Genomic DNA, 20,294 nt, shown 5'->3' on the forward strand with positions numbered 1-20,294 from the left:
TCGCGTCCAAGAAAGGTCTCGTTAGCCATGTCCAAGTCCGTCCTGTCGAAGTCCGTCCGCGAGGCCACCGGTTGCACCGCCGCCCAGGCCGATGCCGCCGTCGAAGCCATGCTGTCCACCATCATCGACGGTGTGAAGACCGACGGCAGCTTCCGCCTGATCGGCTTCGGCACTTTCGCCAAGGCCGAGCGCCCCGCGCGTCAGGGCCGCAATCCGAAGACCGGCGAGGCCATCGACATTGCCGCCTCCGCGAGCATCAAGTTCAGCACGGCGGCGGCGCTGAAGAAGAGCCTGTAATGCCTGTCGACGCTGACATCGTATCGCGCAGGGCGACCGGCCTGCTCCAGCGACATGGCAGCAAGGCAGTGGTGATGGCAGCAGAGGAAGCCGAAAGCGCGTCGAGGGCCGGGGATCTGCCGGCCCTCGATCTGGCTCTGATGGTGCTGACCGAGGTCGAGCGCCATCAGGCGGCAACGTCCAACTTGTAGACCCGGCCGCGCCCCTCGACCTTCTCGCTGGTGACGGCGAGACCCAGCTTCTTCTTCAAGGCCCCGGCGATGGCGCCCCGCACCGTATGGTGCGCCCACCCGAATTCGGAGCTGATCTCCTCGATGCTGGCCCCCTCGGGACGCTTCAGCAGGGCGATCAGCGCCTCCTGCTTGGTGCCCTCGCGGGTCTTGCGGGCGGGTTTGGCGTCGGGCGCGCCGAGGGCCTCCGTGGGAGGGGTTTGAGGGGCGTCGGCCGTGTCCGTCGCCGGTTCCTCTTCCGGCGCCGTGTCGATGCCCGTGGGCGCGGTGTCGGACTCGATGCCCAGCGCCACATAGGCGGCGGCGGTGGCGCGGAGCGTCAGCGGGGTCCCGTCCTCGTCCTCGCGCCAGATTGGGGCGCCCGGTTCGGCGGGGATTTCCTCGGCCAGTTCCTTCTTGATCAGGCTGTTCAGGACCATGTTGACGGCGCCGCCCTTCAGGGACGCGGTGACGGGCAGCAGGCAACCGCCCTCGCGGGCGCAGGCGACGGACAGGATGACGGCTTGGGTATCGGACAGCGACATGGTGATTCCCTCCGGGGTGCAGTGCGGGCCAGTCCCGCGCCTGTACCACCCCGAGCCCCGCCAGCGTGAAGCCGGTCGGGGCGGTGCGGAGCCTGATCGGCTACTCGGCGAATTCGCCCTCGTGGAAGGCGCTGTCGGTGATCCGCTTCAGCATCTCGGCGTAATGCCCGAGGGTGCCGACATGGCCCCAGTTGATCTCATCCGGGGACCAGTTGAAGTGGTCGGCGATCAAGGTTTGCAGCCGGGCCAGCATGGCGTCGAATTCGACCTTCTTGGCAATGAAGGCGTCGATGGCCTGGGTGTTGTCGCCGCGCTTGCTCATGGTGTCCTCCGTTGTTCGTGGGACCATCAATCACTCTGCGGGCGACACACATCAACCGGATAAGTGTCTTCTTTCATTGCTTTATCGAGCGACCTCCAGCCATGGGATTATCCGTCCGCGAATACGCCCGCAGGCGCGGCGTCAGCCATACCGCCGTGCGCAAGGCTGTGCAGACGGGGCGCATTCCCCAGGAACCGGACGGCACCATCGACCCGGCCAAGGCCGACGCCGCCTGGGATGCCCGGACCGATCCGGCCAGGAAAATGCCGTCGGCCCCGGTGCCGACGGCAGCAATCGCCCCGCCGCTGGCCGCCCCTGGTCCGAAGCCGACAGCATCGCCACCGCCACCCGCACCCTCCGGCGCCACCTTCGCCCAGGCGCGGACCATGCACGAGGTGGCCAAGGCGCAGAAAGCCCGTCTCCAGGTGGATCGCCTCAAGGAGGAGGTGGTCGACCGGGCGCGGGCCTCGGCGCTGGTGTTCAAGCTAGCCCGCCAGGAACGCGATGCCTGGATCACCTGGCCAGCCCGGGTCGCGGCGCAGATGGCGCTGGAGGCCGGGATCGACGCCCACACCATGCAGACCCTGCTGGAAACCTATGTGAGGGATCACCTTGGGGAACTCGCCGCCCTTGAGCCGAATTTCCGATGACACCCTGGGCTTCCGGGGATCGGACATCCTGCTCCAGGCATGGCGTGACGGATTGCGGCCCGATCCTCTGCTGACCGTGTCGGAATGGGCCGACCGCCACCGGGTGCTGTCCAGCCGCGCCTCCGCCGAGCCGGGCCGTTACCGCACATCGCGCACGCCGTATTTGCGCGAAATCATGGACTGCCTGTCGCCGTCACATCCCTGCCGGCGGGTGGTGTTCATGAAGGGCGCCCAGGTCGGGGCGACCGAGGCTGGCAACAACTTTCTCGGCTTCATCATCCACCATGCCCCCGGCCCGGTGCTGGCGGTGCAGCCCACCGTCGAGATGGCCAAGCGCAACTCGCGCCAGCGCATCGACACCCTGATCGACGAAAGCCCCATCCTGCGGGAACGGGTCAAGCCGGCCCGCTCGCGCGACGCCGGCAACACCATGCTGTCGAAGGACTTCCCCGGTGGCACCCTGGTGATGACCGGGGCCAACAGCGCCGTCGGCCTGCGATCCATGCCGGCGCGCTACCTGTTCCTGGACGAGGTGGACGCCTATCCCGCGTCGGCCGACGAGGAGGGCGACCCGGTGGCGCTGGCCTGCGCCCGCATGGCCACCTTCGCCCACCGCGCCAAGGCGTTCCTGGTCTCAACGCCCACGATTCGCGGGTTGTCGCGGATCGAGCGGGAATTTGAGGCATCGGACCAGCGCCGTTTTTTCGTGCCGTGCCCCCATTGCGGCGAAATGCAATGGCTGAAGTTCGAGCGGCTGAAATGGGACAAGGGCCAGCCGGCCTCCGTCCATTACCTGTGCGAGTCCTGCGACCAGCCGATCACCGAATCGGCCAAGGCATCCATGCTGGCGGCAGGCGTTTGGCGGGCCACGGCGGTAGCCGAGGATCCCGGCACCGTCGGCTTTCACATCTCGGCGCTGTACTCGCCGCCGGGCTGGCAGTCGTGGGAGAGCATCGCGCGGCTGTGGGAAGCGGCTCAAGGCTCCGACGACGCGCTCCGGGTGTTCCGCAACACCGTGCTGGGCGAAACCTGGGTCGAGAGCGGCGAGGCTCCCGATTGGCAGCGCCTCTACGACCGCCGCGAAACCTGGACCAACGGCACCGTGCCCGCTGGCGGGCTGTTCCTCACCGCCGGGGCCGACGTCCAGAAGGACCGCGTCGAGATCGACGTCTGGGCCTGGGGCCGAAACCTCGAAAGCTGGCTGGTCGACCATGTCGTCATCGACGGCGGGCCGGAACATGCCGAAACCTGGGCGGCGCTGGAGCGGGTGCTGGGCCAGACCTGGACCCATGCCAGCGGCGCGGCCCTGAAGATCGCCCGTCTGGCCATCGACAGCGGTTACGAATCCTCGGCGGTCTATACCTGGGGCCGCCGGATGGGCGTCGGCCAGGTCTCGCCGATCAAGGGCGTCGAGGGCTTCAACCGTTCCAGCCCGGTGTCCGGCCCGACCCTGGTCGATGCCACCGAGGGCGGCAAGAAGGTGCGCCGTGGTGCCCGCCTCTGGACGGTGGCGGTGTCCACTTTCAAGACCGAAACCTACCGGTTCCTCCGCCTCGAGCGTCCCACCGACGAGGAACTGGCCGAGGGCGTCCGTTTCCCGGCCGGAACGGTGCATCTGCCATCGTGGGCGGACTCGGAGTGGTGCAAGCAGTTTGTCGCTGAGCAGCTGGTGACGGTCAAGAACCGCCGCGGCTTCTCCAAGCTGGAATGGCAGAAGCTGCGCGAGCGCAACGAGGCGCTGGATTGCCGGGTCTATGCCCGCGCCGCCGCCTGGATTGCCGGTTCCGACCGCTGGCCCGAAGCCAAGTGGCGGGATCTGGAGGCTCAGATCGAAGCCGCGGCAAACCCTGACGCCATGGCTCCTGAAGAGGCTGAAGCTGGTCAGATCCGGCGGGCCAATAGGCGCCCGCGGCGGGTGTTCCAATCCAGCTACATGGGCTGATCTCGGATTTCACGGATGCCAGCTTGGCTTCATGATATGGCGCGCCGAGCCAGGATCTCGCTTGGGAGGATCTTGTTGCGACGGAAGCTATCGTCGCGCTATACCGCCTTTCGGCAGGCCTGAAGTCTCGTTCCCAATTGAGGAATGTCGATTAATGTTTGGATCCGCCTCTGGCAGTATCGTCCCCATCGTACTCTTGCTAATCTCCAACGTCTTCATGACGTTTGCCTGGTACGGCCACTTAAAATTTACCAGCAAGCCTCTGTGGATGGTGGTGCTTGTAAGCTGGGGTATCGCCCTAATTGAATACTGCTTTGCTGTGCCGGCCAACCGCATCGGCCATGGCACCTATTCCGCGGCCGAATTGAAGACCATACAAGAGGTCATCACCCTCATGGTCTTCGCCCTTTTTTCTGTGCTCTACCTTGGCGAGCGGCTCACCATTAACCACGGCATAGGTTTTCTGCTCATCTGTCTGGGTGCCTTTTTCGTCTTCAAGGCGCCGATCCCATAATGTGCCCCACAGCAGGGGCCTCTCCTAAGGCTACCTCTTAAGTGGATTCTCTACCTTAATTGATCGCCTTCTTGCGGCGACCATTGCGATGGCTGGCCAATGGTCCGCGCCGACGGTCGGCAAACCAGGACAGAACCCGCCGCACATGGGCGTCGTTGATGTCCTGGGGATCAAACGGCTTCCCGTACCATTTGAGCATCTGATGATGTTCTTCGTGGGTAGGATTGAGCATCGCTTCGAGAAAATCCATGAAGCCGGAAGACCCTCCAACATCATCGGGGGGACACCGCCTGGCGCCATCGACGAACACGGGGTAGTCGATCTCGGCATCGCCGTCCCGCACGGATTCAATGACGATGTCGTGCTGCCAGTTGTCACCGAAATCGTAAGTGTAGAGGAATCGCCCGACACCTCGCTCGACCAGCGTCTTGAGGCGGATGCTTTTGGCGTTGTAGGTCTTGCGCGCGTACATGTCATCGTCGGGATAGGGCTCGCTGTAAATCTTGTCCCCAACCCGGAATTCAAACAGGTGCTCGCATTGCCAGCCCATGGCCACCTGGATGATGTCGTGCACCCCCATCAAGCTGGTCGATAAAGGGACATCAACCCGTCGCCAGATCTTGGGCTCGATGTCTTGAAGTTCGATCCGGATCCGGGCGATCGGTTCGATCATGCGCCACCTTTTTGAATTCTTTCGTTGCCATACGGTATCCGGCGACCCGTGCCCGCATCAATCGCGCACATCAAATTTTCTCTGCCATGCGCAGCCTTGCTGCTGTCGGGGATGATCCATGACCATCGACGAACTGAAGGCCGAGCGTGAGAGAGTGCTGGCCCGGCGCAATGCGCTGGTCAGCCGGGTCACTGTCGGCGACCGCACCGTCCAATACGATCTGGCCCAGGCCGCCAAGGTGCTGGCCGATCTCGACCGCCGTATTGCCCAGGCCGAGGGCACGGGCCGGCGTCGCCACATCCTGACCGTCGCCAGCAAGGGCCTGTAGACCATGCTCGGCAGTATCCGCCGCAAGGTGGGCGCCTGGCTGGGCGGGTTTGAGGCCGGCATGGGCAACCGCCGGCTGAAGGGCTTCCAGCCCACCCGCGCCCATCTAAACACCCTGATCGCCGCAGCCGGGCCGGACATCACGGCGCGTGCCCGGCATCTGGTCCGTAACAACGGCTATGCCGCCAACGCCATCGAAAGCTGGGCCGGCAACGTGGTCGGCGCCGGGATCAAGCCGTCCTCGCTGATCGCCGATCCCGCCCTGAAGGCCGAGGTGCAGAAGCTGTGGCTGACCTGGACCGACGAGGCCGACGCTGAGGGCCTGACCGATTTCTACGGCTTGCAGCGCCGTGCCGCCCGCGAAGTATTCATCACCGGAGAGGTGTTCTTCCGCTTTCGTCCCCGCCGGCCCGAGGATGGGCTGGCGGTGCCGCTGCAATTGCAGATGCTGCCCTCAGAAATGCTGCCGCTGACTAGGAACGAGACCCTGCCCGGCGGCAATGTCGTTCGCCAGGGCATCGAGTTCGACCGCATCGGCCGCCGCGTCGCCTATCACTTCCTGCGCCGCCATCCCGGCGACGTCACCGATCCCGGCATGGCCGGCGAGGTGGTGCGGGTGCCGGCCAGCGAGATCATCCATGTGATGGATCCGGTGGATGCCGGCCAGTTGCGCGGTGTCTCCCGGTTCGCGCCGGCCATCGTCAAGATGTTCCTCCTCGACCAGTACGACGACGCAGAACTCGACCGCAAGAAGGTGGCGGCGATGTACGCCCTGTTCGTCACCACGCCGTCGCCGGGAGAGCCGTTCGACATTGCCGAAGACGCCGGCACCGGTGACCGGGTGATGGACGTTCAGCCCGGCCAGGTGGTGATGCTGGAACCAGGTGAGCAGATCCAGACCTCGGCCCCCGCCGATGTGGGCGGCTCCTACGAGGCGTTCCAGTACCGGACGCTGCTGCAGATCGCCGCCGCCCTGGGCGTGCCCTACGCTTACCTGTCCAACGACATGCTGAAGGCCAATTACTCCAACTCGCGGCTGGCGCTGCTGGAGTTCCGCCGCCGCATCGACGCCTGGCAGCATGCAGTCATGGTATTCCAGCTTTGCCGGGCCGTCTGGCAGCGGTGGATGGATATCGCCGTGATGTCCGGGGCGCTGTCCATCAAGGGCTATGAGCCGAACCGAGCCGGCTTCATCGCCTGTTCCTGGCTGCCGCCCAAATGGGACTGGGTCGATCCGCTGAAGGACGCCAAGGCCGAGATCGAGCAGATCAATGCCGGCTTGAAAAGTCGCACCCAGGCCCTGGCCGAGCGTGGTTTCGACGCCGAGCAGGTGGATGCCGAGATCGCCGCCGACCGGGAACGGGAACAGCGGTTGGGGCTGGTGTTTTGCGCAACGCCGTCACCGCTTCCCGGCGGCGACGCTCCTATTCAAACGGGTCCATGAGCGCAACTCCGGTGGGTTCGAAGTGCCGCACATTGCGGGTGACCACGGTCAGCCCATGTTCCAGAGCGGTGGCGGCGATCAGCAGATCGGCCCCATCGTTGCCGATGCGGGCGCTGAGGTTGCCCCATCGGCGGGCGATCCGGGTATCCACCGGCAGAATGCGATCCCCATAGATCTGAATGGTGCGGTCGAGCCAGCTTTCCAGCGCTTCGGCGAAGGCGGGATCTTTCCCCCTCTGGCGGACAATGCCCCGCTCGATCTCGCCGATGGTCACCGCACTCAGGAAGATGTCATCTGCTGCCTTGCCGGTGAGCCAGCGAACCACGTTGGGGTTCCGATCCCGCTTGCGCAGTTCAGACAGCACCACGGTGTCGAGCAGGAACATCAGAATTCGACCTCACGCAGCGTGATCGGCTGACGCTCGAACTCCACATCACCCTGCGGCATGGCCAGCAGATGGTCGACGAACGACGGAGTGCCGGAATCGTGCCGGTGATGCAGCCGTTCGTATTCCTGAACCGACAGTACGACGACGGCGGGCTTGCCTCGCTTGGTGACGGTCTGCGGACGCCCGTGCAGGGCCGCATCGACCACGGCGCTGAAGCTGTTCTTGGCATCCTGAAGGGACCAACGCGGTTCCGGCATTGCTTTCATCCTGGCCAGCTAAACTAGCCAGATAGTGGGGCTGCGGTCCCGTCCTGTCAAGGTAACGCCCTCACCATGCACGATTTGCCACACCTTGCGGCCCGTCTCTACGGGACGCCGCTGCTGGTCGCCCGCGCCAAGCTGGATGCGATCCTGGGCGCCCTTGCCCCTCGGCTGGCCGGGCAGGCGATTTCGTTCGACGGGGATGCGGCCTCGGCCACCGATGTGGCGGTGACGCCCGACGGTATCGCGATTATCCCGGTGATCGGCACCCTGGTGGCGCGGTCGGGATACCTCGGCGCGGCCAGTGGCCTGGCCGCCTATTCCGACATCGCCGATGCCATCGAGGCGGCAGCGACCGATCCCGGCATCCGCGCCATCCTGCTGGACGTGGATTCCTCTGGCGGCGAGGTTGGCGGGCTGTTCGATCTGGTCGACCACATCCAGGCCATCCGTGCCCAATGCGGCAAGCCCATCTGGGCGGTGGCCGACGAGGCGGTCCTGTCGGCGGCCTACGCCATCGCCTGCACCGCCGACCGCCTCTACGTCACCCAGACCGGCGAGGTCGGCTCCATCGGCGTGGTGGCGGTCCACCGCGACGAATCCGGGGCCGACGCTCAGGCGGGGTTGGCCTGGACCTTCGTCCATGCCGGGGCGGCGAAGGTCGATGGCAACCCGCATCAGCCGCTGTCCGATTCGGCCCGCGCCACGCTCCAGGCCGACGTGGACGCCCTCTACGGGAAGTTCACCACCCTGGTGGCCGAGCGGCGGCGGCTGTCTCCCGACGCAGTGCGGGCCACCGAGGCTGCGGTCTATCGCGGTGACCAGGCGGTGGCCGCCGGGCTGGCCGACAAGGTCGGCACCCTGCGCGTTGCCCTGGCTGATCTCGGCGCCGCGCTGGCCCGACCCACCGTTTCCCGTCCCATCGCCGCCCGAAAGGAAGTTCCGATGTCCGAACCCCAGGGGGAAGTCCCCATCACCGCTGCTGCACCCCAGCCGCAGCAGGTTCCCTCTGCCGATCTGGAGCAGCGCCTGCGCGCCGAATATTCCGAGATCAGCGCCATCGCCGCCCAGGCCGCCCGCCTCGGCGTCACCATCGATCCCGCCGAGGCCATGGCCAAGGGCATTCGTCCCGAGGCGCTGCGCCGCACCGTGCTGGATCAACTGGCCGAGCGGTCCGACGCCACCGACGTGGTGGCAGCCGCTCTACCAGTCGCAGCCCCCAAAGCGGACATCGAAAGCCCCATCGTCCGGCGTGCCCGCGAAGCCGCCGCCCGCAAGTAAGGAACCGCCACCATGCCTGTGCTGACCGCTCCGCCCACCCTGGGCGACCTGCTGAAATTCGAGTGCAATCCCAGCTATGGCCGCGAGACCGTGACGCTGAAGGCCGGCATTGCCTATCCTTTGGGCGCGGTACTGGGCCGCATCACCGCCAGCGGCGAATACCGCCTGTCGCCCGCCGCCGAGGTGGCCGGGGACGAGGGGGCCGAAACCGCCATTGCCGTGCTGCTGGACGCGGTGGATGCCAGCGGCGGCGCCGTCACCGGCCTGATCGCCGCCCGTGGCCCGGTCATCCTGGCCGAAGCCGCCCTGGCGTTCGACGCCTCGGTCGACCAGCCCGCCGAACGCACCGCCAAGATTGTCCAGCTTGCCACTGTGGGTCTGGTTGCCCGCGCCACCGTCTGATCGGAGCCTTTCCCATGAACGCCATCATCAACCCCTTCGACGCGGGCGGCTATTCGCTCGCCGAGATGACCCAGGCCATCAACATCCTGCCCAACCTCTACACCCGGCTGGGCCAGATGGGGCTGTTCCGCTTCGAGGGTGTCACCCAGCGCAGCGTCATCATCGAGCAGGCCGAGGGTGTCCTCAACCTGCTGCCCACCGTGCCGCTGGGTGGCCCGGCCACGGTCGCCAACCGCGACACCCGCTCCATGCGGTCCTTCACTGTGCCGTGGATTCCCCACGACGATTCCATCACCCCCCAGGACGTCCAGGGCGTGCGCGGCTTCGGCGTCGCCGATGCCGCCGATCCCCTGGCCACCGTCATGGAGCGCAAGCTGACCCGCATGCGGAGCAAGCATGCCCAGACCCGCGAGTTCATGGAGGTCAACGCCCTGAAGGGCATCGTCCGTGATGGCGGCGGGTCCACCCTGTACGACTACTTCAGCGAGTTCGGCCTGAGCCGCCAGCAGGTGGATTTCGCTCTCGGCACCGCCACCACCAATGTCCAGGCCAAGATCCGCGAGGTGCTGCGTAAGGTCGAGACCGAGTTGAAGGGCGAGACCATGACCAGCGTGCTGGCCCTGGTCTCCCCGGAATTCTTCGACAAGCTGATCGGCCATGCCAAGGTCGAGACGGCCTACCAGTTCTTCTCGTCGGCCGGCGCCCAGCCGCTGCGAGAGGACGTGCGCCGCCGCTTCCCCTTCGCCGGCATGGTGTTCGAGGAATACAACGCCACCGTCACCCTTTCCACCGGCCAGACCGAAACCCTGATCCCGGCCGGCGAGGGTATCGCCTTTCCGCTCGGCACCATGGACACCTTCGTCACCTATGGCGCCCCGGCCAACCTGATCGAGACGGTCAACACCCTGGGCGTGCCCATGTACGCCCGCCAGTTGGCCCGCCAGGACGGCAGCGCCATCGACGTCAAGACCGAGGCCTCCATCCTGCCGGTCAACAAGCGCCCGCGTCTGGCGGTTCGCCTGCTCTCGGGCAATTGATGACCGCCTTCGCCGATGCTATCGACGACCTGTTCTCTGATCCGAACATGGCCGTCACCGTCAGCTACCAGGGCAGCCCCGTGCGTGCCCTGGTGCGGCGGCCCGACCGCGAGGTCGAATTCGCCGATATTGCCGTGCATACGGCGACGGCGGTGTTCGAGATCCGGCGGCGGGACGTTCCCGAACCCCAGGCGGGAGATGTGATCATCCATGACGGCGACAGCTTCGTCGTCCAGGGCGAACCCCGCCTGGATGCCGAGCGGCTGGTGTGGACCATCACCGTGAGGCCGACATGAGGGTGCTTGCCGCCATCCGGGGCGATCTCACCCGCGTCATGGCCGACGAGGTGAAAGCGACCGAACGGGCCGCCAGTTCGGCCATGCGCGATGCCACCAACGGGCTGAAGCTGGACCTGCGTGCCCAAGTCACCGGTGCCGGCCTTGGCCAGCGGCTGGCCAATAGCTGGCGGTCGCAGACCTATCCGGCTTCCGGCGAGTCCCTGTGCCCCGCCGGGCTGGTGTGGAGCAAGGCGCCCCATATCATCCGGGCCTTTGACGAGGGCGCCACCATCCGCTCGGCCGACGGCTTCTGGCTGGCGGTGCCCGGTCCCGGCTGCCCGGCCCGCATCGGCAAGAAACGCCCGACGCCCCGGCTGGTCGAGGAGCGGCTCGGCATTCCGCTCCGCTTCGTCTACCGCAGGGGCGGCCCGTCGCTGCTAGTGGCCGACGACATGCGGGCGCGGACGGGCAAGCGTGGCGGCTTCGCCAGGTCCAGGACCGGGCGCAATGCCGCCACCGCCATCATGTTCCTGCTCTATCCGCAGGTGACCTTGCGCAAACGTCTCGACATCAACAGGGCCAAGGGGGCGGCCGAGCGGCGGCTGGTCACCACACTGGTCTCGGCGCTGGGGAAGAACGATGGCTGACTCTCCCCGCGAGACCGCCATGAAGGCGCTGGCGGCGCTGCTGACCGGCATTCCCGATGCGACCGTTCGCCGCAACGAGCCGCTGGCGGCCAAGATTCCGGCGGGCGGGCTGATCACCCTGTTCGACGGCAGCGGCGCCGAGCCGGACATGCTGCTGTCGCCGCCCGCCTACATCCACAGCCGCCGCGCCGAGATCGAGGTGGTGGTGCAGGGAGCCACCCCGGAAGACCGCGACGGGATGCTGGACGGCATCCTCACCCTCATCGGCGACCGGCTGGCGGCCGATCCTACCCTCGGCGGCTCGGTGGATCTGACAATGCCGGAGCCGCCGGAATTCATCACCGAGGCGATCGACGGCGCCGCTGGCCTCAAGGGGGCCAAGGTCATCGTCGTCCTCGAATACACCGCCGACTCGCCGCTCGGCTGATCCAGACAAAGGAACCGGTCCCATGTCGAAGACGCGCGCCTACGGCGCCGACTGCATCCTGCTGGCCGCCTTCGAGGCGGCCTATGGCACCATGCCGGCCGACGGCTACACCAGGCTGTCCTTCAAGGAAACCAGCCTGGGCGCCGAGCGGCCGCTGGGTTACGACCCGCTGCTGGGCCAGGGCCGCGACGCCCAGGACCCGTTCTACGAGGCGGTCAAGGACGAGGGCGAATTCGGTGTGCCGCTCGATCTGCGCAGCCTCGGCTTCTGGCTGAAGGGACTGCTCGGCGCCCCCGCCACCAGTGGCGATGCCGGCACCGGCTTCACCCACGCCTTCACCTCGGGCGGCGCGCTGCCGAGCCTGGCCCTCGAAATCGGCCATCCGACCCTGGCCACGCCCAAGTTCTTCCGCCACTCGGGCGCCAAGCTGGGCAGCCTCGCCGTCGACATGGCCCGCTCCGGACCCGCCAACGCCACCATCGCGGTGATCGCCCAAGGCGAGAGCGAGTCCGCCACCACCATCGATGCCGCACCGGCCGGCTTCGCCCTGCGCCGCTTCAGCCAGGGCAGCGGCAGCATCCTGGTGGGCGGCCAACCGCTGGCCAATGTGGTCGGCGGGCGCCTGTCGTTCTCCAACAATCTCGAGCCGGTCGAGACCATCCGCTCCGACGGCCTGATCGACGGTGTCGATGAGACCGAGGCCACCGCCGAGGGCTCGGTCGAGGTGCGCTTCGGCACCGATGCCACGCTGACCAGTGCCATTGCCGCGGAAAGCCCGGTCGAGATGCAATACGGCTTCACCATCCCCGGCACCGATTATGCCCTGCGCTTCCATCTTCCCCGCGTCTTTCTGCCCAAAAAGAAGCAGGAGATCAAAGGCCCCGGCGGCATCCAGGCGGCCTACGACTGGCGTGCCGCCCGTGATCCGGTGGCGGGGTATCTGCTGCGCGTGACCCTGGTCAACGACGTCCCCGCCTATTGATGCGGGCGATGGGATTGGACGTATTCGCGCAGGGCCGCGTCGATGCGCGACTGCCATCCCGGCCCAGTCGCCCGGAAATATTCCAGCACACCGGGATCAAGGCGCAGGCTGACCATCTGCTTCGGGTTGGGAGACTTCGGCCGCCCACCCTTCCGGACCAGCTTCTCGCCCTGGTACAGGTCGGCGGAGGCAAACCATTCCTCGGTCAGCTCGGGGGCGTCGTCGGGGTCAACCCAGGTGCTTTCGCCAGATGGCTTCTTCGGCTGCATGGCCATGCCTCATTGAAATGATGCGCCGCGCCCCATCGCGCGGTGTCCAGACTACCACCACGAAACGACCGTCGAGATAGCCGGCGGTGATCAGGCGCACTTCGCCGTATTCCGCCCTGTCGTCTGGCCGTGTGTAGTGCGTTCCCGCGAATACCTGTTCAGCGTCGGCGAAATCGAGCCCCCGCTCCGCGAGGGTCTTGATCCGCTTGGTCTCGTCCCAGGTATCCATGGGGTTAATGTAGGGACGGAAACCCGTCCTGTCAAAGATTTAGTATCTACAGAAACGGGGTGCCGCCCCATGATCCGTCTGTGCCTGCCCAAGGAGCCCTATTGGCTCGATCTTCCGTTCGGCGTGCGGCTCCACGTCCGCCCGCTGACCACCGCCACCTATGAGGCCGCCCGCATCAAGGGCTGGCGCAAGGCCCGTGCGATTGCCCGCGAGTTCGCCGATCTCAAGGCGGTCGGCGGCGACGTCTCCGGCCTGCCCGATCTGCGCGACGACGATGCCGTGGCGGGGTTCTCGCAACTGCTGTTCGCGCAGGCGCTGGCCCGCACAGCCATCCTGGATTGGGAGGGGGTGCTGGAGGCCGAAGGCGCTCCGGCTGCGGTGTCCGACACCCATGTCGCCGATCTGATGCTGATCCAGGGCGTGGCCGAGGCCTTCGTCGGCCTCTACACCGCGCCCCATGAGGCGGTGCTCGCCGAGGGAAACGCCTCCAGGCCCGCAGCCGATGGCACTTCGGCGGCGGGCCGGGATACTGCCGCCAGTGCCACGACGACGGTGCCCCCTGCGCCGGTGACGGAAGCTGCCCCACCGACCTGAACGAACCCCGCACCGAACAGGGCTGGCAGGCCTGGGAGATGCTGATGCGCGCCGACCCGGCCCACTTCGACATCGCCGGCCTGCTCGCCCATGGCCGTGCGCTGGGCTTCGACGAGTGGGCGCTGGCCCTGCTGCTGCCGTTCGCGGAAGCGGGAATGCGCGAGGCCCTGGCCGAAAGAGATCGTGAATGAGCGAGGCGAAGTCCGAGCGCGGGCGCATTGAGCGCCCCGGAGCGTAGCGGAGGAGCCAAGCGCGCGGAGGCGCGCGCCCGGCGATTGAGGGACAACGAATGACTGCCGCCCGCACCGTCTCCATCCGCCTTGCCCTCGAAGACGGCGAGGTGTTCCGCCGCGCCCTGATGCAATTGGGCGAGGACGGCCGCCGGGCGCTGGAGCGGATCGAGCGGGCGGCACAGCCGGCGTCGAAGGCGCTGCTGGCGATCAACGAGGTCGGCCAGGGCGTGCGCGGCGTGGTCGAGGGCATGGCCGGGCGGATGGGCCTGTTCGGCGATGCGCTGATGGCCACCGGGCGCACCGGTCTGATCGCCGCGGCAGCGGTGGGCGCCGTCGGCGCCGCCCTGGTGCAGGGCGTGCGCGAGATGGAATCCGCCGACCAGTCGCTGCGCCGGCTGGAGGCGGTGCTGAAGGCGACCGGCGCCGCCTCGGGGCTGACCGCCGGCCAACTGGCCGCGCTGGCCGACGAGATGGAAACCGGCACGCTGGCCACCGCCGAGGGGGTGATGGATGCGTCCGCCGTCATGGCGACCTTCCGTTCGGTCTCGGGCGACACCTTCACCCGCGCCATCCGGCTGGCCCAGGACCTGTCGGCAGTGTTCCGCCAGGATCTGTCGTCCTCGGCCACCCAGTTGGGCAAGGCGCTGGAGGACCCCATCGAGGGCATCTCTGCGCTGAAGCGGGTCGGGGTGTCGTTCTCGGCCACCCAGAAGGAGGTGATCCGCACGCTGGTCGAAACCGGCGATGTCGCCGGTGCCCAAAGGATCGTGCTCGACGCCCTGGAGCAACAGGTCGGCGGCGCGGGGGCGGCGGAAGCGGCGGGTCTGACCGGGGCCGCCCACCATCTCGCCGCCGCCTGGGGCAACCTGCTCGAAGAAATCGCCCGCACCAGCACGGTGGGAAGGGGCGCGCAAGGCGTGCTGCACGACCTGACCGGCATGGTCGACGGGATCCGCGACCTGCTGAAGGGCCCCGACATCGCAGCAGGGGTGGCGGCCAAGAGCCGGCAACTGGTCGAGGTCGAGGGCCGGATCGCCGAATACCAGGGCATCGGCGTCACCGGCCGCCGCATGGCGGAGTTGCGCCGGCAGGCCGACTTGCTCCGCCGCGACATCGACACCCTGGTCGAGAAGGGCCGCACAGAGGTGGCGGCGTTCGAAGCCGAGCGTGACCAGGCCGAATCAGGTCGCCAGGCGGCCGAGCGCGATCGCAATGCCGAGGCCATGTCGGTGCGGCTGAAGGCGCTGGAGGAGGAGAAGGTCAAGGCGGCCACCGATGCCGCTGGCAAGATCGCAGCCATCGAGACCCAACTGGCCCGCGACATAGAGGGTGCGCGCAAGAAGGCACCGCTGCCGGGGGTCGACGCGGGCGATGTCGACCGCGAAATCGCCCTGCTGCGGCAGGTGGCGGCACGCAAGGTCGAGGCCATCGAGAAGCCGCTGGCCGAGGCCCGCCTCCGGGCCGCCGAGCAGACGGCCAAGGTGCTCGACGATCTCCAGCGGGAATTGTCCGCCCCATGGCAGCCCCGGCAGGCCGCCATTGACCCGTCGGTGTCGCGACTGCCCAAGGAGGCCTCCGCCACCGACCGCGCCGAGGCTGCCCGACTGGCCGGGGATCTGTTCGACCAGAAACAGGCGCTCGACGAATTGCAGCGGGCGCTGAAGGAGGAAGCCGACGCCCGGGCGCGGGGCAAGGAACTGGTCCGTCAGCACCGCACCGCCGAGCAGGAATACGCCGACACATTGCGTGATCTGAACGACCTGCTGGCCCAAGGCGCGCTCGATGCCGACAGCCATGCCCGCGCCATCGAGGCGGCCGAGAAGCGCAAGCTGGCCGCGTCCAGGGAATGGTCGGACGGCGCCAAGCGCGCCTTGGCGGCCTATGTCGAGGATTCGTCCGATGCCGCCCGTGGTGCCAAGCGCGCCGTCACCGGCATGCTGAAATCCAGCGAGGATGCCTTCGTCAAATGGGCCACCACCGGCAAGCTGGCGGCGGGCGACCTGTTCAACACCCTGGCCGAGGAGGCCTTGCGCGCCGCCTGGCGCATGGCGGTGGTGGCGCCCTTGTTCGGCGGGGCCAGCGGCGGGCTGTTCGGCGGCCTGATCGCCGGCATCGGCAGCTTCTTCTCCGGCACCGGTTCAGCCGGGCCCAGCGGCGGTGGCTCCGTTCCGGTCCCCAGCACCGGCAACTTCGCCATCGCCCATACCGGCGGACTGATCGGGCTTGACCGGCTCGACACTCGCGCGTTCAGCCCCTCGGTCTTCGCCAACGCGCCGAAATTCCACGGCGGTGGTCTGGTGGCCGGAGAGCGCCCCATCGTTGCCCGCGTCGGCGAGGGCGTCTTCACGCCCCGGCAGATGGACAATGCCGACCGTATCCTGAATACCGCCTTGTCGCAGCCGGCGGCGGTGGGCGTGGTGGTCACGGTCAACAACAACGCCTCGGGCACCCAGGCCCGCGCCGAGCAATCCCAGGGGCCGGACGGCCGCATCCATCTCGACATCATCGTCGAGGAGATCGAAGGCCGCATGAGCCGCCGCATCGGCCGCGGCGAAGGCATGGCCCCGGTGCTGGAGCATCGCTACGGGCTGAACCCGGCGGCGGGGGCTTATCGGTGAGCGGTCAGGATTCGATGTGGCGTTCGCTGTCCATAGAATGGTGCAGCACGCGCACGACGAAGATGCCGGGATCCTCGACCAGATAGTAGATCACATGCGCGGCATGGGCGTGGCGCAGCAATCCTTGCCGGGAAAGGCCGGACGGCCGTCCCAGCCGGGGATTGTCGGCCAGCATCCGCAGGCAGCCGGATAGATCGAGGTAATAGGCGTCTGCCTGGGCTTCGCCGAAGCTGCGGTAGGAATAGACGTAGATCTCGGCCAGATCGCCGTCGGCGGCATTGGAAAGGACGTAGTCAGCCATTCCGCAGGCGGGCCTTGGCCTCGGCCATGATGTCCTCGGCCTTGCGTGGGCTGCGCCCGCTCTCCAGCCCCTCGGCGATGGCGGCCTCCAGCGCCTGGGCGCGCCGCTGGTCGTGGCGGATCAGGTCGCGGATGTAGTCGCTGGCATTGGCGTACTCGCCGCCTTTGATCTGGGATTCCACCCAGTCCCGCATGGGATCGGGCAGGGAAACGTTCATGGTCGCCATGGGCACCTCCTGTCGGGGCCAATATGGCATTGTTTGCCAAAGAATGCCATTAACCGGATGGGCCTGATGACCACGCTCGTTTCCTGGCCCGCCCGGCTGCCGCTGCCCACCTTCGACGGCTACGCCCTCGAACCCCAGGACGCCACGTCGCGCACCGACATGGAGGCGGGGCCGGCGCGCCAGCGCCGCCGCTTCACCGGCACGCCCACCCGTATCCCGGTGCGCTGGCGCTTTCGGGATGTGGACTTCGCCACCTTCGAGGCATGGTTCCGCCTGAAGCTGGCCGATGGCGCCGATTGGTTCGCCATCTCCCTGCTGGGCGGAATCGGCATCGCCGCCCACGAGGCCCGTTTCGTCGGCCAGGGCAACGCCCCCTACAAGGCGGTGCCCGGCCGGGGCGGGGTCTGGATCGTCACCTCGGTGCTAGAAATCCGTGAGCGCCCCATGCTCGATGAGGGGGCGCTGGACATCCTGCTGGCCGAGGACGTGAGCGGCCTGCTGGCCGCCATCGACGCCCTGCATTCCACCGTCCATGCCGGCCTCCCCGGCGCGAACCCCTGGTAGGCACCATGACCCTGCAATCGGATTTGAATGCCGCCGTCGCCAAGGTGACGGCGGACGGCAGCCTGCTGCACCGCATCGTCCACGGTCCCGCCGACGGGGGCGACAGCTTGGTGATCACCGAGGGCGGGCCGGTCAAGACGCTGGCCCGGGTGGTGGCCGATGCCGAAGCCCTGATCGCCAACCAGGCCGGCGACCTGACCGAGGCGGTGGTTTCGGCACAGGCCGCCGATCAGGCGGCTCGCATCAGCGCCGAGACCGCCGATGCTCAGGCGACCTTGGCGGCGCTATCGGCCGAGGCGGCAGCGGCTCAGGCCGTCAGCAATGCGGCCGCGCAAGCGGTGGAAGCGGCGGTCTCGGTGATCAGCGATGCCGCCAATCCCCGCAAGGTCTTCTTTCGACAACGCATTCTTGGACTCTGGTGAAGGAGCACCCCATGGCCACCTTGCGCAATGCCGCCGATGCCATCATCAACCGCGCCGAAGCTGCCGCTGCCGGAGCTTCGGCGGAAGACCTCGTCTACCTCGCCAAGGCCACCGAGGCGGTGGGCGTCAGCTCGGTGGTCGGCTTCATCAACGCCACCTCGGAAATGCAGAACGCCCGTATCCTCGCCACCGGCGACGAGCAGAACGGCCGCGTCATCGCCACCGGTGATTCCGAAGTCGCCCGGGTGGTGCAGACCATGGGCGACGCTGTCGGTGTGATATCTACAAAGGGCGACCTTCTCTGGCACAGCGGCAGCGGCGCCGCGCGGCTGCCGGTGGGATCGAGCGGCCAGGTGCTGCAGGTGGGAACGGGCGGCCAGCTCCAGTGGGGCGCCTCCAAGGTCATCAACACCTATCACCACTTCTTCGCCGATATCACCCGAACGACCTGGGGCTCCAAGGGCAATCTGCTGACCGGCTCGACCTTCACCTACACGCCGGTGCGCCCCGGCTCGTGGTTCTGGGTCGATCACCGCATCCATTTCTCGACCAACCAGAGCTATACCGCCACCGAGATCATGGTCAACGTGGCCGGCGGCGGCTGGCAGGTGACGACCTCCATGCCGCTGAAGCGGGGCGCCGAGAACTGGACCAATCTGGGTGGCAGCCACTATTACGGCGGGTCCGGCAGCGGCTATCACGGCGACGGCAACAGCCCCTACAAGGTGGTCGGCTCGGTGCTGATCGCCCCCGCCTATGCCGCCGGCCAATCCATGGTGTTCGGCGTCACCGCCTGGTGTCAGGGCAGTTCCTGGTTCTCGGTAAACGAATCCTACAACCAGAACACCTATGTCGCCCGCTACGGCTGGTCGGAAGTCCACGTCTTCGAACTGCAGGCCCCGGCATAAGGAGCACCGCTATGCCCGAGATCGACATCGCCGCACTGGCCGCGACCATCCCCACCTGGAAGGTCTGCCAGCGCTTCTATTCCGACGTGCCCGTCACCAGCACCCAGGACCATCCCGACGCGCCCGAACAGATCCACTGGCCCAACGGCTTCGACGCCCCCACCGAGGAGCAGATCCTCGCCCACAAGGTGGCGCTGGCCGAGGAACTGGTGGCGACACAATACCGCCAGGATCGCGCCGCCGCATTCGCCCAGCGCCCCCTCGGCGACCAGTTGGACGCCATCATCAAGGGGCTGAAGGCCGCCCAGGCGGCCGGCGTCGAACTGCCTGCCGACACCGCCCATCTGATCGCCTGGAGCGACGGCATCAAGGCGGCCCATCCCAAGCCCCCGACGGCGGAGCCGTCTTCGAGCGAACTGCCGGCAAAGCCGGCGGAGACGGCCAATGGCTGAGGTGCAAGCTCCCGACATCTGGGCCGGCGTTGCCACCCAGTATGTCGGCGCCTGGGGGCAAGCGGCTCCCGTGGTCCAGGTCGCCGCCATCGCCGCCACAGTGATCATCGTCGGCATCGTCGCCTGGGCGTGGTCGCGAAAGAGGGGGGCGCCGGATACGTCCGGCGTGCCCGTCGAGGCCTTCGCCCATGTGGTCGAGGAGCAGGCCCGTCAGACCGAGGCCCTGCGCTCGGCGGTCGAGGGCCTGTCCGAGATCGTCCACCAGATCCGCCTGCTGCTGGAAGCCCGCACCCTGTGTCCCTATGGCGAGGACCGGCGGGATGCCTGATCCGGCTCTCAGCCAAGCGCTGAAGGAGGCGTTCGCCTCCGCCCCCAGCGGTACGGTAATCCTGGATACGCTGGAAATCTGGCATCCCAGCTTCACCGAGCCGATCCGGGTGGTCCGCGACCATGCCGATCTCACCGCCCGGTTGGAGGCCGGTGCGCCCCGCGACGGCGGCAAGCAGGTGACCTTCGCCGCACTGGCTTTCGAATTCTCGCCGCCGCCTGTGGATACCGCTCCGGTGCCGGAAATCACCGTCACCCTCGACAATGTCGGCAGCGACATCACCGATGCCCTTGAGGGCGCAGCCATCAGCCAGCAGGTGATTGAGATCACCTGGCGGCCCTATCTCTCCACCGATCTCGACGGCCCCCATATGGACCCGCCCATCACCATGACCCTGACCGATGTCGAAGCCGACACGATGAGGGTCACGGGGCGTGCCCGCATGCTGGACGCCGGCAACAAGTCCTTCCCCTCCATCACCTATACCGCCCAGCGCTTTCCCGGACTGGCGCGGTAATCGTTGCA

The 20,294-nt window shown here is 67.4% G+C and carries 32 protein-coding genes; 23 read left to right on the plus strand and 9 right to left on the minus strand.

The window, feature by feature from the left end; all coding sequences use genetic code 11:
- Window positions 1-27: 27 nt before the first annotated feature.
- Window positions 28-297, plus strand: a complete 270-nt coding sequence (locus MTBLM5_RS09445) for an HU family DNA-binding protein (RefSeq protein WP_173975870.1) — start codon at window positions 28-30, stop codon at window positions 295-297.
- Window positions 297-488 carry a hypothetical protein gene (locus MTBLM5_RS09450; protein ID WP_173975871.1) on the plus strand — a complete coding sequence of 64 codons (192 nt, stop codon included), beginning with the start codon at window positions 297-299 and terminating at the stop codon, window positions 486-488. Before MTBLM5_RS09445 ends, MTBLM5_RS09450 begins: the two co-directional genes overlap by 1 nt.
- Here MTBLM5_RS09450 and MTBLM5_RS09455 read toward each other — a convergent pair.
- Complete coding sequence (locus tag MTBLM5_RS09455; RefSeq protein WP_173975872.1) at window positions 464-1,051, minus strand: DUF3489 domain-containing protein; 588 nt, start codon at window positions 1,049-1,051, stop codon at window positions 464-466. The two genes, MTBLM5_RS09450 and MTBLM5_RS09455, sit on opposite strands and share 25 nt — an antisense overlap.
- A 100-nt stretch (window positions 1,052-1,151) precedes the next feature.
- Window positions 1,152-1,373 carry a hypothetical protein gene (locus MTBLM5_RS09460; RefSeq protein ID WP_173975873.1) on the minus strand — a complete coding sequence of 74 codons (222 nt, stop codon included), beginning with the start codon at window positions 1,371-1,373 and terminating at the stop codon, window positions 1,152-1,154.
- Window positions 1,374-1,474: 101 nt separating this feature from the next.
- On the opposite strand from MTBLM5_RS09460, the gene MTBLM5_RS09465 reads away from it, so the two are divergent.
- The 3 genes from MTBLM5_RS09465 to MTBLM5_RS09475 all read left to right on the plus strand — a co-directional run bounded on the left by MTBLM5_RS09465 (window position 1,475) and on the right by MTBLM5_RS09475 (window position 4,479).
- Window positions 1,475-2,023: an elements of external origin gene (locus MTBLM5_RS09465; protein WP_173975874.1), complete on the plus strand. Its 549-nt coding sequence runs from the start codon at window positions 1,475-1,477 to the stop codon at window positions 2,021-2,023.
- Window positions 2,004-3,965, plus strand: coding sequence for a phage terminase large subunit family protein (locus MTBLM5_RS09470; protein WP_371814007.1), 1,962 nt, complete (start codon window positions 2,004-2,006; stop codon window positions 3,963-3,965). The genes MTBLM5_RS09465 and MTBLM5_RS09470 overlap by 20 nt, the downstream gene beginning before the upstream one ends.
- 154 nt (window positions 3,966-4,119) lie before the next feature.
- The gene (locus tag MTBLM5_RS09475) at window positions 4,120-4,479 is read left to right on the plus strand and encodes a DMT family protein (protein ID WP_173975875.1); all 360 of its coding nucleotides are present in this window, start codon (window positions 4,120-4,122) and stop codon (window positions 4,477-4,479) included.
- A gap of 55 nt (window positions 4,480-4,534) precedes the next feature.
- Here the strand turns inward: MTBLM5_RS09475 and MTBLM5_RS09480 are convergent, their stop codons facing one another.
- Window positions 4,535-5,152: a plasmid pRiA4b ORF-3 family protein gene (locus MTBLM5_RS09480; RefSeq protein ID WP_173975876.1), complete on the minus strand. Its 618-nt coding sequence runs from the start codon at window positions 5,150-5,152 to the stop codon at window positions 4,535-4,537.
- 118 nt (window positions 5,153-5,270) lie between these two features.
- Between MTBLM5_RS09480 and MTBLM5_RS09485 the strand changes: the two genes are divergently transcribed.
- On the plus strand, window positions 5,271-5,480 hold the full coding sequence (locus MTBLM5_RS09485) for a phage head-tail joining protein (RefSeq protein WP_173975877.1): 210 nt from the start codon (window positions 5,271-5,273) through the stop codon (window positions 5,478-5,480).
- A 3-nt stretch (window positions 5,481-5,483) separates the two neighbouring features.
- Window positions 5,484-6,923 carry a phage portal protein gene (locus MTBLM5_RS09490; RefSeq protein WP_173975878.1) on the plus strand — a complete coding sequence of 480 codons (1,440 nt, stop codon included), beginning with the start codon at window positions 5,484-5,486 and terminating at the stop codon, window positions 6,921-6,923.
- On the opposite strand, the gene MTBLM5_RS09495 is transcribed toward MTBLM5_RS09490, so the two are convergent.
- On the minus strand, window positions 6,904-7,308 hold the full coding sequence (locus MTBLM5_RS09495) for a type II toxin-antitoxin system VapC family toxin (protein WP_173975879.1): 405 nt from the start codon (window positions 7,306-7,308) through the stop codon (window positions 6,904-6,906). The two genes, MTBLM5_RS09490 and MTBLM5_RS09495, sit on opposite strands and share 20 nt — an antisense overlap.
- Window positions 7,308-7,568: a type II toxin-antitoxin system Phd/YefM family antitoxin gene (locus MTBLM5_RS09500; protein ID WP_173975880.1), complete on the minus strand. Its 261-nt coding sequence runs from the start codon at window positions 7,566-7,568 to the stop codon at window positions 7,308-7,310. Before MTBLM5_RS09500 ends, MTBLM5_RS09495 begins: the two co-directional genes overlap by 1 nt.
- Before the next feature lie 75 nt (window positions 7,569-7,643).
- On the opposite strand from MTBLM5_RS09500, the gene MTBLM5_RS09505 reads away from it, so the two are divergent.
- Genes MTBLM5_RS09505 through MTBLM5_RS09535 form a run of 7 tightly spaced genes read left to right on the plus strand, consistent with a single transcriptional unit; the run spans window position 7,644 to window position 12,625 of the window.
- Window positions 7,644-8,852 carry a S49 family peptidase gene (locus tag MTBLM5_RS09505; protein ID WP_173975881.1) on the plus strand — a complete coding sequence of 403 codons (1,209 nt, stop codon included), beginning with the start codon at window positions 7,644-7,646 and terminating at the stop codon, window positions 8,850-8,852.
- Between the two features lie 12 nt (window positions 8,853-8,864).
- Window positions 8,865-9,254 (plus strand): head decoration protein, encoded by a 390-nt coding sequence (locus MTBLM5_RS09510; RefSeq protein WP_173975882.1) that lies wholly within the window; start codon window positions 8,865-8,867, stop codon window positions 9,252-9,254.
- 14 nt (window positions 9,255-9,268) lie between these two features.
- Window positions 9,269-10,291, plus strand: coding sequence for a major capsid protein (locus tag MTBLM5_RS09515; RefSeq protein ID WP_173975883.1), 1,023 nt, complete (start codon window positions 9,269-9,271; stop codon window positions 10,289-10,291).
- Window positions 10,291-10,587, plus strand: coding sequence for a hypothetical protein (locus MTBLM5_RS09520; RefSeq protein WP_173975884.1), 297 nt, complete (start codon window positions 10,291-10,293; stop codon window positions 10,585-10,587). The genes MTBLM5_RS09515 and MTBLM5_RS09520 overlap by 1 nt, the downstream gene beginning before the upstream one ends.
- Window positions 10,584-11,216 (plus strand): DUF6441 family protein, encoded by a 633-nt coding sequence (locus MTBLM5_RS09525; protein WP_173975885.1) that lies wholly within the window; start codon window positions 10,584-10,586, stop codon window positions 11,214-11,216. The genes MTBLM5_RS09520 and MTBLM5_RS09525 overlap by 4 nt, the downstream gene beginning before the upstream one ends.
- Window positions 11,209-11,643 carry an acyl-CoA transferase gene (locus tag MTBLM5_RS09530; RefSeq protein ID WP_217425006.1) on the plus strand — a complete coding sequence of 145 codons (435 nt, stop codon included), beginning with the start codon at window positions 11,209-11,211 and terminating at the stop codon, window positions 11,641-11,643. The genes MTBLM5_RS09525 and MTBLM5_RS09530 overlap by 8 nt, the downstream gene beginning before the upstream one ends.
- Window positions 11,644-11,665: 22 nt before the next feature.
- The gene (locus MTBLM5_RS09535) at window positions 11,666-12,625 is read left to right on the plus strand and encodes a phage tail tube protein (RefSeq protein WP_173975887.1); all 960 of its coding nucleotides are present in this window, start codon (window positions 11,666-11,668) and stop codon (window positions 12,623-12,625) included.
- Here MTBLM5_RS09535 and MTBLM5_RS09540 read toward each other — a convergent pair.
- Together MTBLM5_RS09540 and MTBLM5_RS09545 are read right to left on the minus strand one after the other, a co-directional pair.
- On the minus strand, window positions 12,619-12,894 hold the full coding sequence (locus MTBLM5_RS09540; protein ID WP_173975888.1) for a BrnA antitoxin family protein: 276 nt from the start codon (window positions 12,892-12,894) through the stop codon (window positions 12,619-12,621). The two genes, MTBLM5_RS09535 and MTBLM5_RS09540, sit on opposite strands and share 7 nt — an antisense overlap.
- Window positions 12,854-13,123, minus strand: coding sequence for a BrnT family toxin (locus MTBLM5_RS09545; protein WP_173975889.1), 270 nt, complete (start codon window positions 13,121-13,123; stop codon window positions 12,854-12,856). The genes MTBLM5_RS09540 and MTBLM5_RS09545 overlap by 41 nt, the downstream gene beginning before the upstream one ends.
- A 69-nt stretch (window positions 13,124-13,192) precedes the next feature.
- Between MTBLM5_RS09545 and MTBLM5_RS09550 the strand changes: the two genes are divergently transcribed.
- The 3 genes from MTBLM5_RS09550 (at window position 13,193) to MTBLM5_RS09560 (ending at window position 16,568) form a co-directional block, all read left to right on the plus strand.
- On the plus strand, window positions 13,193-13,717 hold the full coding sequence (locus MTBLM5_RS09550) for a hypothetical protein (protein WP_173975890.1): 525 nt from the start codon (window positions 13,193-13,195) through the stop codon (window positions 13,715-13,717).
- Window positions 13,718-13,761: 44 nt separating this feature from the next.
- On the plus strand, window positions 13,762-13,908 hold the full coding sequence (locus tag MTBLM5_RS09555) for a hypothetical protein (RefSeq protein WP_173975891.1): 147 nt from the start codon (window positions 13,762-13,764) through the stop codon (window positions 13,906-13,908).
- A gap of 98 nt (window positions 13,909-14,006) precedes the next feature.
- On the plus strand, window positions 14,007-16,568 hold the full coding sequence (locus tag MTBLM5_RS09560; protein ID WP_173975892.1) for a phage tail tape measure C-terminal domain-containing protein: 2,562 nt from the start codon (window positions 14,007-14,009) through the stop codon (window positions 16,566-16,568).
- A 4-nt stretch (window positions 16,569-16,572) separates the two neighbouring features.
- On the opposite strand, the gene MTBLM5_RS09565 is transcribed toward MTBLM5_RS09560, so the two are convergent.
- Window positions 16,573-16,869, minus strand: a complete 297-nt coding sequence (locus tag MTBLM5_RS09565) for a type II toxin-antitoxin system RelE/ParE family toxin (RefSeq protein ID WP_173975893.1) — start codon at window positions 16,867-16,869, stop codon at window positions 16,573-16,575.
- Window positions 16,862-17,095, minus strand: a complete 234-nt coding sequence (locus MTBLM5_RS09570; RefSeq protein ID WP_173975894.1) for a type II toxin-antitoxin system ParD family antitoxin — start codon at window positions 17,093-17,095, stop codon at window positions 16,862-16,864. Before MTBLM5_RS09570 ends, MTBLM5_RS09565 begins: the two co-directional genes overlap by 8 nt.
- A 66-nt stretch (window positions 17,096-17,161) precedes the next feature.
- On the opposite strand from MTBLM5_RS09570, the gene MTBLM5_RS09575 reads away from it, so the two are divergent.
- From MTBLM5_RS09575 to MTBLM5_RS09600, 6 genes are read left to right on the plus strand one after another with little or no spacing between them, the layout of a single operon-like run.
- Complete coding sequence (locus tag MTBLM5_RS09575) at window positions 17,162-17,659, plus strand: hypothetical protein (RefSeq protein ID WP_173975895.1); 498 nt, start codon at window positions 17,162-17,164, stop codon at window positions 17,657-17,659.
- Window positions 17,660-17,664: 5 nt separating this feature from the next.
- Window positions 17,665-18,081: a hypothetical protein gene (locus MTBLM5_RS09580; RefSeq protein WP_173975896.1), complete on the plus strand. Its 417-nt coding sequence runs from the start codon at window positions 17,665-17,667 to the stop codon at window positions 18,079-18,081.
- Window positions 18,082-18,092: 11 nt separating this feature from the next.
- The gene (locus tag MTBLM5_RS09585; RefSeq protein ID WP_173975897.1) at window positions 18,093-18,989 is read left to right on the plus strand and encodes a hypothetical protein; all 897 of its coding nucleotides are present in this window, start codon (window positions 18,093-18,095) and stop codon (window positions 18,987-18,989) included.
- Between the two features lie 11 nt (window positions 18,990-19,000).
- Window positions 19,001-19,441 (plus strand): hypothetical protein, encoded by a 441-nt coding sequence (locus tag MTBLM5_RS09590; protein WP_173975898.1) that lies wholly within the window; start codon window positions 19,001-19,003, stop codon window positions 19,439-19,441.
- Window positions 19,434-19,769, plus strand: a complete 336-nt coding sequence (locus tag MTBLM5_RS09595) for a hypothetical protein (RefSeq protein ID WP_173975899.1) — start codon at window positions 19,434-19,436, stop codon at window positions 19,767-19,769. The genes MTBLM5_RS09590 and MTBLM5_RS09595 overlap by 8 nt, the downstream gene beginning before the upstream one ends.
- Window positions 19,762-20,286 (plus strand): DUF1833 family protein, encoded by a 525-nt coding sequence (locus MTBLM5_RS09600; RefSeq protein ID WP_173975900.1) that lies wholly within the window; start codon window positions 19,762-19,764, stop codon window positions 20,284-20,286. Before MTBLM5_RS09595 ends, MTBLM5_RS09600 begins: the two co-directional genes overlap by 8 nt.
- Window positions 20,287-20,294 lie beyond the last annotated feature (8 nt).

This window comes from Magnetospirillum sp. LM-5 (genome assembly GCF_902729445.1).
Classification (GTDB): Bacteria; Pseudomonadota; Alphaproteobacteria; order Rhodospirillales; family Magnetospirillaceae; genus Magnetospirillum.